9 protein-coding genes are annotated in these 14135 nt (G+C 34.0%); 2 read left to right on the plus strand and 7 right to left on the minus strand.

What is annotated here, in order from left to right:
• The first annotated feature begins 180 nt into the window (after positions 1 to 180).
• Positions 181 to 600, plus strand: coding sequence for a LysM peptidoglycan-binding domain-containing protein (locus tag AB1414_06845; GenBank protein ID MEW6607159.1), 420 nt, complete (start codon positions 181 to 183; stop codon positions 598 to 600).
• A gap of 8 nt (positions 601 to 608) precedes the next feature.
• Here AB1414_06845 and AB1414_06850 read toward each other — a convergent pair whose 3' ends face one another.
• The 6 genes from AB1414_06850 to AB1414_06875 form a co-directional block, all read right to left on the minus strand.
• Positions 609 to 1463: a shikimate dehydrogenase gene (locus AB1414_06850; GenBank protein ID MEW6607160.1), complete on the minus strand. Its 855-nt coding sequence runs from the start codon at positions 1461 to 1463 to the stop codon at positions 609 to 611.
• 147 nt (positions 1464 to 1610) lie between these two features.
• The gene (locus AB1414_06855) at positions 1611 to 6437 is read right to left on the minus strand and encodes a choice-of-anchor Q domain-containing protein (protein MEW6607161.1); all 4827 of its coding nucleotides are present in this window, start codon (positions 6435 to 6437) and stop codon (positions 1611 to 1613) included.
• A 4-nt stretch (positions 6438 to 6441) separates the two neighbouring features.
• Positions 6442 to 8988 (minus strand): DUF2723 domain-containing protein, encoded by a 2547-nt coding sequence (locus AB1414_06860; protein MEW6607162.1) that lies wholly within the window; start codon positions 8986 to 8988, stop codon positions 6442 to 6444.
• 340 nt (positions 8989 to 9328) lie between these two features.
• Complete coding sequence (locus tag AB1414_06865; protein MEW6607163.1) at positions 9329 to 10843, minus strand: hypothetical protein; 1515 nt, start codon at positions 10841 to 10843, stop codon at positions 9329 to 9331.
• Complete coding sequence (locus tag AB1414_06870; protein MEW6607164.1) at positions 10815 to 11042, minus strand: hypothetical protein; 228 nt, start codon at positions 11040 to 11042, stop codon at positions 10815 to 10817. The genes AB1414_06865 and AB1414_06870 overlap by 29 nt, the downstream gene beginning before the upstream one ends.
• A gap of 18 nt (positions 11043 to 11060) precedes the next feature.
• Positions 11061 to 13067 carry a DUF2079 domain-containing protein gene (locus AB1414_06875; protein ID MEW6607165.1) on the minus strand — a complete coding sequence of 669 codons (2007 nt, stop codon included), beginning with the start codon at positions 13065 to 13067 and terminating at the stop codon, positions 11061 to 11063.
• Positions 13068 to 13142: 75 nt separating this feature from the next.
• Here AB1414_06875 and AB1414_06880 point away from each other — a divergent pair, with 75 nt between their 5' ends.
• The gene (locus tag AB1414_06880; GenBank protein ID MEW6607166.1) at positions 13143 to 13328 is read left to right on the plus strand and encodes a hypothetical protein; all 186 of its coding nucleotides are present in this window, start codon (positions 13143 to 13145) and stop codon (positions 13326 to 13328) included.
• On the opposite strand, the gene AB1414_06885 is transcribed toward AB1414_06880, so the two are convergent.
• Positions 13277 to 13834: a hypothetical protein gene (locus AB1414_06885; GenBank protein MEW6607167.1), complete on the minus strand. Its 558-nt coding sequence runs from the start codon at positions 13832 to 13834 to the stop codon at positions 13277 to 13279. The genes AB1414_06880 and AB1414_06885 overlap by 52 nt on opposite strands.
• Positions 13835 to 14135 lie beyond the last annotated feature (301 nt).

Raw genomic sequence — 14135 nt, forward strand, 5'->3', positions numbered from 1 at the left:
AGAAATTGATTGTGGAAAACAACAAATTTCCATAAATTTCTATTAGTTTCTACTAATTTCAATTTTTTTAATAATATCTCCCTATCTCCTTAATCTCCACATCTCCTTTTGTTACACCACCTGAACGGTTACCTTTATTTTTTATTAAAGAAAACTGGTGATTATGCCGATATATATATTATGCGAGAAAAGGGGTTTATTTTTATTTGTGGCGTAATCTTTTATCTTTGCGTTATCTTAAATTATCCTATCCTGGACATATTAATTAATCCGGCTAAAGCGGCCAATGACAGAACCATTGACTTAAAATGTGACGACTTATTCCTTACTTCTGCTATCAGAACTCATCAGTGGAAAATAACTCCCCTAAAGAATCAATCTGAAAAATCAAAGTCTGTAAAGTCTCCTCAAAAGACTAATCCTACCCTTCCCCAGAAGAAAAAACCTTTCATAACTCATATTGTTAAACCAGGGGATACCTTATGCAAGATTTCAAATAAATATAATGTTTCTTCGGGAACTATTTGTAAATTAAATAATTTAAAAACAAATAGCATACTTTCTATTGGGATGGAACTAAAGATAGAGAATAGAAGTTAGAAAGATATTTATAAACCTTTGATTACTGCCTTTCGCATTATTTCAACTGGTGCTTTTTTACCTGTCCACAACTCAAATGCGAGTGCTCCTTGATGAACTAACATTCCGAGCCCATTTTGTGTTTTGCATCCTTTTTCGCGAGCTACTTTAAGAAGCGGGGTTTGAACTGGTTTGTAGATGATGTCATAAACTAGCTGCTTGGAAGAAAGCCAATCTGGATTAATTAATACGGGGTCATTTCCCGAGATCCCACAGGGTGTCGCATTGATGAGTATATCGCTATCTTTAATATTATCTTCAAATTCTTTATCTTCTAATCTCACGGTCTCAATACATAATTTGGGAAAATGATGTTTAGTTTGTGTGGTGAGTGTTTCTGCCTTAACCACATCTTTATCCATAAAAGTTATTCTTTTGATGCCTGATTTAGCCAATGAGAATCCGATTGCCCGTGCCGCTCCGCCAGCACCTAAGATAAAAACCTTCTTATCCGCAGGGTCAACATTCATCTCTTCGATAAGTGAGGCAACAAATCCCTTCCCATCCGTATTATCTCCAATTAGTTTTCCGTCATCCACACAAATAGTATTTACTGCTCCAATTAAACCTGCCTCATAGGAAAACTCGTCTAAATACTTCATTACCATTTCTTTGTAAGGTATGGTTACATTTGCTCCAGGAATATTTAAGCCTAACAAACCATTAATGGCTAAATTCAGGTTTTCTGGTTTGACTTTAAATGGTAGATAGACAAAGTTCAGGTTTAATTCTTTAAATGCGGCATTATGCATCACGGGGGATAAGGTATAATCTATGGGATAACCAATTAATCCAACTATCTTTGTTAAGGCGTTGATATTCATTTTTATTTTTCGGCTCCGGGGTATAAATTGGGAAATATCAATTAACAGACAAATCAGTGGTAACTTATTTCCTTCTTAACCTTTTCTCCTTGTAACTATTCACCACGAAGAGCACGAAGGGCAGGGAGATGTTACGCTCTATGCTCTTTACTTTATCACCCCAATCTTACCTTTCTTAATAGAGCCAGGTTCATCCTTTAAAAAATAGATATAAATACCTGAGGCAACATATTCGTTATCTTTATTCTTTAAATTCCATTTAATCTGGCTATCATTGATGTTATCTTTTTGTTTCTCAATGACTAATTCACCGGCTATGTTATATATTCTTAAGGTAACCTGTTTATCCGTGGTAATCTGAGTAAAGGTTACCTCTTGCCCTTTATAAGCAGGATTGGGATAGACCAGGGCAGCCTGTAAATTATTAAATACCGCTGGCACTTTGATAATTACTTCATCTGGTAATATTTCAGGTTGCTGGTCAACAGGTTGTTCCTGACCAATTCTCTCGATAAACATTGTTTCGCGGTTTTCTTCATCATCAAACTCAAAATTAACTTTAGAATAAGCACCGCAAGAGATTACCTTAAATGGGACAATAGCTAATATCCCCTTCTCTTCTTGCTCTGGTTCCCAAACTGCTACTGCATAATCAATCTTACCAACTAAATTATCTACTTCATTCTTTAGTTCAACAGGTGTATAATTTAATGAACCTTGTGGAAAATCCCCTGGTTGAATCTGGATACCATCTTTGCTGTTATCCGCATCTATTACTTGTAATACCTTTGGATTAAAAGCAAGATGGATTTCACCACCAAGATAGTCTTTTGCATCGCGAACATATATTTTAAGATAGATAATATTCCCAACACGCAGTTCATCAATATCTACTCCTTCAAGTGTCTCAAGGTCAAAAGATAACTCTATTTTACCAGAGGTCTTTTTAGCCTTTGTGGACATCGCAATTAATTCTTTAACCCTACCTTTTTGTTGTTCACCAAAATTATTTCTAATAACAATAAAATCGTATGCATCTACTTTACTATCATGATTAAAATCTGCCTCTTTATATTCATTCCAATTTGTATGAGTTTTAGTTGCCTTCTCTCGCCATGCATCTGCAAATAACGGCCAATCTCCAATATTTACCTGACCATCATTATTTACATCTCCTGCTAATAGCGTAATAGTACCAATGTAAGTAGTATCTTCAAATTGTGTTGGACTAATACAAATATTGGTCTTAGTTGATGGAGATGCTCCCCAGGTATCAAAGTTAAGGGTGTAGGTGCCTACTGGTATATTCTCAAATATGAAGTAAGAGTCATCATTAGTAGTTGTAGTTGTGCTAAGTTCAACAATCCTTACTTCAATATCTGAGCATGTACCTAATGTAACTGTTCCTAACTTCAACAAACAAAAACCAGCTATATTACCAAATCGCCTTAATGAATGGGCAGTAAAGATACAGGGAGAGCCTGATAGCCCAGTTGATATTGCATGTATGGTATATGTTCCTGGAGGTTCTGTACCTAAGGTAAGGAAAGATGAAACTGTTCCTTGAACATTGGTTGTGGTTTTAGTTGGAGAGATAGAATAACCTGTTGCACCAGAAGGGGTAGAGATAATTTCCCACTTTACCTCTACATTCTGGCAAGGGTTTTCATATTTATCCACTACCTTAACTATAAATGGGTCTTTTAAGGTAAAGGTACAGGTATTAACCTGACCATTTCCTGATACATAAACTAAAGTTGTTGGAGTGCCAGGTAGGATAATCACTGATGTAGTTCCAATAAATCCAAGATATTCCCCTTGAATTGTATAGGTACTCATATATTTTGCAAGGAAGGTATTAAGTGTAAATGAGCCACCTCCATTTGAAGTAAAGGTAGTAGAGCCAGTAACATCAAGTGCTAATCCACTACCACACTCTCCAATACATTGATATTCAACATCCTCATCTGCCTTTATTATTTTATCCTGAGGTTTAATTTTAATCTTACTAATTACATAATATATCGCATCTTCTTTAGTAAACGGGATTTCCACCGGGGTGTCTATATCAATTTTAAGTAATATTGTTTTGCGGTCTTGAGTTGTATCAATTCTTACACTTGATGTCCCACCTGCAATCGCTTTAAAATGTAGGAAGCAGAGTATTCCTGAGCCAGTAGCAGAGCCAGAGAATAATCCAAAGGAATAATCTATCTTACCAGCAGTAATTTTACTTACTGCACTACAATTGGGTGGAAATGTCCCGGTACCTATTCTTGTTACTTCCAGTATATTTGAGTCATAGCTAATATACAAATCACCTGCTGCTAATTCACTTACATTCTCTATCTCCACCTGGCAGGTAAATGTTGAATTAACCCCAATATTCTGTATGGCAGGGGTAATCTTCAAGAGAGTGGTTGGGAGGATATAAAAGGTTGTCTGAGCATAAATATCGGTCATCAAACCATAAGCCGTAATAGTTGTCGTTCCAATTGGCTGGCTATCGACGGTAAATGTTACCTCAAATCCACCGAAGGCATTAGTAGTAGCTGAAGTAATAGTAGGAGTAGTCCCAAACTCAATCCTGATTAATTCAGTTGCCTCAAAACCATTACCAGATACTCTCACCATACTTCCTATTTGCCCGGCTGTAGGTGAAAGGATAATCTTTGGCACAATCGTAAATAAGGCATATACTCTTGAGCTAGTGATAAGTCCTAAAGCCACAATCGAGGTAATGCCATAAGGCTGAGAATTGATAGTAAAGAGAGCAGAAAAACTACCATAGGCAGTAGAAGTAACATTACAGATAGCCATCGTCGTCCCAAAGTCTATTCGTATCTCTTCCATTTGTCCAAAGCCGTTACCTGCCATAGTCACACAACTACCCACCGTGCCTTGATAAGGGGTTAGCAAGATAATATTGGGCAGGATAAAGAAGGAATCACTATCTTCTGCTTGAGTATTAACGCCTACCGCTCGAATTGTCGTTGTGCCATAAGGCTGGGTATTAATGGTAAAGTAAGTAGTAAAACTACCCTGGGCATAAGTAGATACACTTTGAATAGTTGGTGTCATACCGAATCTTATACAAATTAGCTCCCATTGACCAAAACCATTACCCCTTATGGTTACAAAACTACCCACGGTCCCCCGGCTGGGTGAGACAAGTATAATGTTAGGTAGGATAGTAAAAGTAGCATACGCTCTGGCATTAGAATTCACTCCAGTAACCACAATAGTAGTAATTCCATAAGGTTGGGTATCAATGGTAAAAATAGTAGTAAAGTTACCTTCAGCATAAGTAGAGGTTAACTGAATTGTGCGTGTTGTGCCAAAATCAATGCAGACTAATTCTGTGGCTCTGTAACCATTACCCGCAACAGTAACAAAAGAGCCTATTGTCCCGCTACTTGGTGTAACAAAGATGATGTTAGGCTGGATAAAGAAGGTAGCAGCCGCACATCCACCAGAGTCATTTCCACAAGCACAGATAGTTGTTGTGCCATAAGGCTGGGTATCTACGGTAAAGGTAGTGGTAAAAGTGCCGCAAGTGCTGGCAATACCCTGAGTAACATTTGGAGTAGTGTCAAAGGAGATGCTAACACCTTCCACTTTTGCAAAGCCATCACCACTAATTGTCACCATAGTCCCTACAGTCCCACTTGAAGGCACAACCATAGATATGCGTGGTAGGAGACAAAATACTGTTTCTGCAGTTTTACTCGAATTCAATCCTGTAGCCCTAATAGTAGTGGTCCCATAAGGCTGAGTATCAATTGTAAATGTGGTAGTAAAGCTGCCTGTTAAAACAGTAGAAACAGTAGTAATAGTAAGTGATGTGCCAAAATCCATTTGGATCAGTTCGGTTGAGTAAAACCCAACACCTGAAATTGTAACTATAGTACTTACCACTCCAGCAGTAGGTAAGATATTAATGTAAGCAATGGTAGGACTGCCTTGATACTCATAAGCTCCCATATCTACGGTGCCATTTACTATCCTTGGATTCCCATCTAAATCAGTTGAAGAAATAGCAAGTACTGTGTTTGAACCTCTGTCAATGCAAGAGGAGATAGATAGAAAATGGTAGTCGCCTTCGTTAATGAATTTGGGGTCAGCAGAAATGTTGCCATTGATTTCTGTCTGATAATTTTCAGGGCTATTATTGATTCCCTTGTAATTTTCTGGGCTATTATTCCAAAGATTGCTATATGTAATGGTTGGACATGATGCATTACAGTAGATTCCACCACCCTCTCTAGATGCTATATTGTTAGTGATTATGCAGTTGGTAATGGTTGGAGATGACACAAAGCAGGAAATTCCACCACTATCGAGTGCCGTATTATTAGTGATTATGCAATTAGTGAGTATTATGTGGGCACCATCACAGGAAATTCCACCACCATCCCCGTAACCTATATTACTGGTGATTATGCAGTTAGTGATAGTTGGGCAGGAATGATAGCAGTATATGCCACCACCATTCTGAGCAGCGTTGTTGGTAATTATACAGTTTGTAATAGTTGGGGAACATTCATTCCAGCATAAGATTCCACCACCACAGCCATCAGGATGATTACCTCCAGTCCAAGGATTTTTTGCATTCCTGATAGTAAAACCATTAATTACATCACTGCTATTTTGTCCACTATTACCAAAATTAAATCCCCTTCCACTATTTTGGCAGTCAATGATACAATTCTCTGGGCCATTCTGAGATTTTACAGTAATATGCTTATTACTCCAAGACAAGTTTTTATTCTCTGTCCCAGTATATATTCCACCTGCTATAGTGACGGTACCTTCATTAGGACAAGCATTTATTCCTTCTTGGATAGTGGTATAACTTCCAATAAAATTTCCTGAGTTATCATATACTGTAACTGAGCCTATTGCTTCTACTCTCGCCGCACCATTTACCGTTCCTAAAAACAATAAACATCCGCATAAAATCTTCTTTCCCATTTCGTTATCCTCCATCTTTTTTAATAATTTTGTTTAATTCATCTAACATCTCTTTAGCATAAAGATTGTTGGAGTCAAGTTTTATTACCTCCCTAAATTCTAACGCTGATTCTTTAAATTGCCCTCTTTTATAATAAAGGCCTGCTAAGTTCTGATGCGTTTTAAAATCATCTGGAATAATCTCAAGAATTTTTTTACATTCATTGATAGCTCTGTCTATTCTCTCTATTTTAATATATAGTCTACATAGAATGTTGTGTATACAAATAATCTCCTCTTTATGAATGGTCATATCTTTTGAATATATTTTCATAATAATTTTATATTCTTTAATAGCATTAAAGATCTTTCCTTGAATTTCAAATATACTTCCAAGGAGTATATGAGCATTAACATAATAAGGGTTTATTTTTAAAATTTCCTTTACTTTTTTAATAGCTTTATTGTATTCACCTTTCTCTTTATAAATAACTGCAAGGGTGCAATGAGCATCTATAAAATCAGGTTTTACCTCTATCGCCTTTTCAGCTTCAATAATAGCTTTATCATACTTTCCTATATCTAAATACTTACAACTCCTATTATTATAAGAAGCTGCATAATTCTCCATCATCAATAGAGCTTTGGAATCTCTAAAAATTCTATTATTATCTCTATATGTAAGCTTCACTCCATTATTTTCAAGCAATCTACAAATTGCTTTCTTAGTTATATTCTTCTCTAAAATTCTAGCAAAGCTACCTTCGGGAATTAATAGATAATTATTCATTACAATAGATTCCCCTTGATTTACATAAATTGAGTAATTTTTAATATTATGATTTACAATATTATTAAATCTCTTTATAACATTAGAAACTTGATGATTCTGAGTTATGGAAGATGAAACTACATGAGGATATTTCTCTTTAAGAATTTGAATAAAGTAATCGTTTTCTAAATCAGCAATAGGAATAATCACCAGATTAGATGCTACTTTTTCAGCCCAATGAAGATACCATATAAGAAAACTATCCTCATCATATTTAGGAAAAATAATTGCATTTCCTTGCAAAGGCTTAAGTATGTTTATACCATAATCATAAGCATAATAGTATAACCTTTTATTATTATAGTAATAATGTTTATCTAAAGAGATAATTGGTATAAATAGAAATATGGTTAAAAATATATACAGGGATATCTTTGATTTTTCTATTTTTCTTGTTATTCCTAAAACTACTTTTGTTATCTCTATAATACTATATCCACTTAGTATAGAAAATATTATAAAACAAGGAATATAATAATCTTGAATATTTCCAATAGTGTATCTTATAGAATTAAAGATATTAGTTAATATAATTAAAAACAAAAAGATAGAAAAAATAATTCTTTTATTCTTAAAGAGTATGAATAATCCTATTATACCTAACCCAAAGAGGAAAAATTCAGGAATAAAAAAGCTATTGATATGCTCATATATTCGAGAAAAATCTATATTTGAAACTAAATAATGGTTTCTATACCACTTAGCAGTTATATGTTCTATAAACCTTCCTAAAGTTTCAGGATCACCCCAATTAACTGGTGGATGAGCACTTGCTCGAATTGGTAGATATAGGTATAAGAATAATGGCAAGATGAATAAACAAAGCATCTTTAAAAGTAGAGGGGAGAGAGTAGAGACTAGAGAGTAGAATGATTGTTTTTGTTGCATCCATTTTTTCCAGTACACTGCTACAATAAAAAATATACTTGCTGGAACTAAATAAATTGTTTGTATGTGATGGGTGAAGGATAAACCGAGGGTGAAAGCGAAGAGATAGAGATAGCTTTGAGCCTTGAGCCTTGAGCTTTGAGCTTTTTGCTCCAGGCTCTTTGCTCCGTGCTCCAAGCTCATCGCTTCTGCCCACTTTAGCAGGATGAAGATTAGCAGCGTGGCAAACAAAGCATTCAGTGTGTATTTTTCAGCTATTACTGCCTGCTCCCAGAAGGTAGTGGCAAAGGCAAGCATGAGTGCTGATACCGCAGCAGGGACGAGGGACGAGATGCGAGATAAAAGTAAGCATTGAGCCTGGAGCTTGGAGCCTGGAGTTTTTTGCTCCATGCTCTTTGCTCCGTGCTCCGTGCTCATATTCTTACTTCCTACTTTTAAAATGATAAAGTACACCATCATACACGCCAGAGAAGCACTCAACGCCGAAGCTAAATTCATCCGATAGGCAATGTTACCTATCGGCAGAATAGTCATCCAAAGTTTACCAAGCAGACAGTAAAGAGGATAACCAGTTGGATGAGGGATACCAAGTACAAAAGCAGCAGTTACCATATCCCCAGAGTCATGAAACCCAATCGTAGGAATCAAGGTGTGTAGATACACTGCCCAGCAGATGAAAAATACCAATATCCCACCTGCATAATCTATTGGAGTAAATGCCCTTGGAACAATTGGCTCATCCTTCGGTATCAGAAACTTTGGAAATTTAAAAACAAATCTCCACTGTTTTCTCTTTTTCTGCCTACTGCTTTCTATCTTTTGTTTACCTTTTCCACTAATTGCCCTTTTCATTTTGGTATTTAAAATTTGGAATTTAGAATTTGTTTAGAATACGAAGTATGTTGCAAAGTAAAATTTAGTATTTAGAATTTAGAGTTTTCCTTTCTGTCTTCTGTTGTCTATCTTTTTTACTCATCTTACCATAATTATAACCTTCTTCCTCTATCTTGTCAACTAAAAACTATATTAAATTATCAAAGAACAATCAATTATATAGTTTACTTCTTGTTCACTTATTATAAGTATACCATAAACTTAAGAATTTGTCAAGATAAAATCGCTCAATATTTTTTGTGCATTATACAAAAAATTGTGCAGTCTTTCTAAGTTTAACCTATTAAACTTTATATACCTAAATTTGTGGGAAAATTAAGTAATTTCCATTCTCACCAATTCCACCTTCAATATAGTTATTTTTAATAGTAAAGTTTGAACAATTTATTAAAACGATTCTACCAAGATTGGTTGAACCAGAACCTGTAAGTGTCAAAGTTCGATTTTCAACTGTAGTTGGTAGAGTAATTCCATAGTAATAATGGATAGGTTCACCATTGTAAGTATTATTAGAATCAATGATATTATTATAACTATTGGAATCAATATAGATACCATAACCATTCCCATGACTACCATTTGGCCCCCCTCCTTTACCACCACTATTATTGGAAATAGTGTTACTTGTAATAGTATTGTGAGTCGATGAGAATAAATGTATTCCTCCACCAGTACCTCCTGTTCCTCCTGGACTTTTAAAACCACCTGATCCTCCATCTCCTCCTCTATTATTAGAGACGGTATTACCTGTAATAGTATTATTAGTGGATGATGATAAATACATCCCTCCACCTTTACCCCCAACCCCTCCTAAATTCTCGCTACCACTACCTCCTCCTTGTCCTCCTTTATTATCAGATATTGTATTATTTGTAATAGTATTATTAGTCGATTGTTGCCAATATATTCCTACACCAATACCACCTGCACCACCTGCACCGTGGTCACCGCCCGGTCCTCCTTGACCACCTTGATTATAGGAAATAGTGTTAGTTGATATGGTAACATTTGTTGATGAGATTAAATATATTCCTACACCAATACCGCCTGCACCACCTGCACCCAAACCATTACCACTACCACCACCACCACCACTATTATTAGAGATGGTATTACCTGTAATAATATTAGTATTTGATGATAAATATATCCCTGCACCAATACCTCCTCCACCTGCTGAAGAGAATAGAAATCCCTCTCTCCCTCCTTGCCCACCATTATTATTAGAGATGGTGTTATCTGTAATAGTATTATTAGTGGATGATTCTAAGTAAATCCCTACACCAGTACCTCCGCGGCCACCTGCCGCGCGATCAGCACCTTGACCGCCTTCTCCACCATTATTATTGGAGATGATATTATCTATGATAGTAGTATTAGTCGAAGATAATAAGTATATTCCTGCACCTATACCTCCTCCACCACCTGAGATTCCATAATCAGCTGGTCCACCTTGCCCCCCTTGATTATTTGAAATAATATTTCCGGCAAGAGTATTATTGGTGGATGAAAAGAGACAAATTCCTGCTCCTATTTCACCATCTGCACATATAGAACCGTCATCACCTTTATTATTTCTAATTGTATTATGAGTAATAGTAATTTTGAAAACATTTTCTAAATAAATCGCTTGTTTACCATATTCTATAAGAGAATAACTAATTGTTCCTTTACTCTGGACACCACTAAATTTAATACTATTCCAATTACCTGGAGTAGGTGTACCTGCATTAGATGTAAAAGTAATCGTTCCATCAAGTGTGCCAATAGCTGATAATGTTCCATTAAACCACCAACGAAGTATTAGTAGCAAATCTCACTTCTACCTTGGGCTCAATGACAAGTGTTTCCCCAGAAAGGACAGTAACAGTACCTGTCACTACATAAGGGCTATTACTTAAACTCCATATACCACTTTGATTACCATTTACTTCCACTGCTTCTCCTATTTCTATGTTAAAGAAACTTCCTATTATTAATAAATAAACTACCACTTTTATCTTTTTCCACATTTTTTATTTACCTCCTGTTTAAAATTTATTTGATATTATCTGTAACATTTTGTTAGCATCGGAATTATGTGGGTCAAGTTTTAAGACATTATTAAATATCTGCCTTGCTTTATGAAATAATCCTTTTTTATAATAAAGTAAACCTAAGTTGTTATAAACTTTGATATTTTTAGGATCAATCTTTATAATTTTTTGTGCTATAATGATAGTTTTATCGATCATTTCCTTATGATGATAAATTCTAGCTAACCTATTATACATTTCTATATCCTCATATTTAGGATTTAATTCTACAATTAATTCAAATATACTCATACATTTCTCTAATTCTTTTTTCTCATAATGGAAATTTCCAAGTTCATGAAGATATTTGATAGTAAGATTTAAGTCAATTGCTGAGGAGGATTTAAAGATTTCTGTTGCCTTACTCCATTTACCTAATAAAGAATAAACTACGCCTACTACATAAATTTTTTCCCATCTTTTAGTTTTTTTTTCTAATGCTTTTTCATATCTTAAAAGGATATTTTCATTCCAATTTTCTTTTTTACAAAATAAATAAAATCCATCTCCATAAAATAGGAGTTGATAATTAACATCATTTAAAAGTGCTGATAAATTATTTTTATAAGTTTCCCAAAAACTTCCTGTCCTTATAAAATTAGTTGAAACATCTAAAAAAAAGTATTCAATTTCTGGACTACAAGAAGGGTATTGATATACATTTTCTCGATTACATAACTCTGGAGCTAAACTATCCTGAACTGACAAACTAGCTTTATCCGAAATAATCTTTTTAATCTCGAAGTATAACCTGCGGTGAATAGAAGTAGAATAATCTTTGGGAGATAATGATAAAGAGAGAAATCTCTTATAATTATTAAATTCCCATCCTTCCCATGTTGTTAATTTTAAAAATGGAGGATGAGAAAAAAAATAACTTCCTATAACAGAAGTAGATAGGATAAAACTTGCACCTATAAAAGTAATTCTTTTTTCTCCTAATAGTGATATAATATTTTTTTTATTATCTTTTGCTTTAATTTGTCTTTTGGATGTTGAATAAGATGTTTTTTCCCCTATTCCAATAATTATATTCCTTAATCCATATATTCCAGCAATTATAAGGAAGGGAATAATAGAAGCAGAATATTGCCATTGAAGTGCCTGTTGTAATTCAAATGTAGATAGGAAATGAAGAAGTATTAAAGGAAAAGCTAAACATAAAACCTTTGGTGCAAATAAAGGTAAAAGCCCAAGAGGTACTAACAATAAGCATAAAGTTACTATTTGAATATTTCCAAAGGCATTTTTTAAAGTTAATAATGGATGCTTAAGATAATATTGAATTATTTGGAGAAATCCTCCACCACCTTCGGTAACATATCTTTGGATATGAGAATATTCTTCCCCTCCTCTAAAAAATGGTATAAGAACCCTTATTGCTAAAAGAGCCCAGATTATAGATATAACTATAGTAATTAACCCCAATTTTTTTTCTCTCATTACTAAAAATGCATATAACCCTATCATAAAAATAGCGATACTTATCTCTTCTTTTACAGATAATGATAATATCATAAAAAGATAATATAATTTATAATTTCTTCTTTGTAGAAAATAAAAACAAAATAAAAGAAATGGGATAACAAAACATACCTCATGAAATTCAAATAGATTAACCCTCCCAGTAAATGGATAAAATAGATAGGCAACTACAAAACATAAACCTGCAAATCTATCTTTTAATACACTTATAGCAATTAAGTATACAGGTATAGCACCAAATGAAATAAGCACTGTTTGGATAAACAACAATGTTTTCGGGTCTGGATAAACCCAGTAAAAAGGAACAAGTAATAATAAGATAGGAGACATGTGCTCTCCTAAAAAATTAATACCTTTACCAAAAACTTGGAAGTATAATATTTTGCCATTAATAGTATTCCACATCACATGAGTAAACATCCCTAAATCACATAATCCATATAAAAATTTATCGTAATCGTTCAGGTGGTGTAACAAAAGGAGATGTGGAGACTAAGGAGATAGGGAGATATTATTAAAAAAATTGAAATTAGTAGAAACTAATAGAAATTTATGGAAATTTGTTGTTTCCTACGATCAATTTCTACTTATTTCTATAAATTTCAATCTATTTCTATTATCTTATCTCCATATCACTCTTATCTCCTTATCCCCTTTCTTACACTTTTGATATATAGCCTGAACGGTTACAATTTATCTAATTTAGTAAAACTTATAAGTGTAAAAATGGCTATATAAGATATTATAAGAAGAATAAGTACTATTTGAAAAAATGGAGAAGGAATAGATATTTTAAAATTAGGGAAAAGAAACAACTTAACAGGTAGAATACTTCCTACTATAAGAACAAAAATAAAAGCTTGGTAGAGAGTAAAGTTGGGTAATTGAGGGAAAAAAGTTTGTAAGAAGGTAGCTGGAATTAAAACTAAACATGGAAGGTAACTTAACCCATCTCTTATCAACACATCTTTTAAATTATCTTTAGTAACCTTATTAATAAAAAATGAGATGATAACCCAGATTATAATAAAATAAATTCCAGAGGTCATTAAAAATCTTAAGAGTGACTGAGTATGAATTTCTTTAAGAGAAAAGAGGGATAAAAAAGAATATATATTTCCAGGATAAGAAAGATTCCATATAAATAATCCTACTGAAAAAGATGATATAAGAACTATTAACAAACTAATAAATATTTTGATGTTATCTGATAGATAAGAAACTGATTTTTTCTTTTTTGACATTAATCTATTTTCTCCTCAAATTTGAATTCATACTTTCAAATTATTTAGTAACTATTCACCACGGAGAGCACGAAGGGCAGGGAGATGTTAGAGAATAAATCTCTTTATGCCTTCTTTCAATCTTTCCACATTGAAATTTATCAATAGACCAACCTTAAATAGTAGTCAGTAGTTAGTAGTTAGTAGTCAGTAGTCAGTAATTACTGTCCACTCTTCACCTCTTCCCTACTGACTACTCTCTACTCTCTACTATTTTAGGTAATGACTCTATTCGATAATTCATCAAATTTCACTTCGTGCT

Source organism: bacterium (assembly GCA_040755795.1).
Lineage (GTDB): Bacteria > UBA9089 > CG2-30-40-21 > CG2-30-40-21 > SBAY01 > JBFLXS01.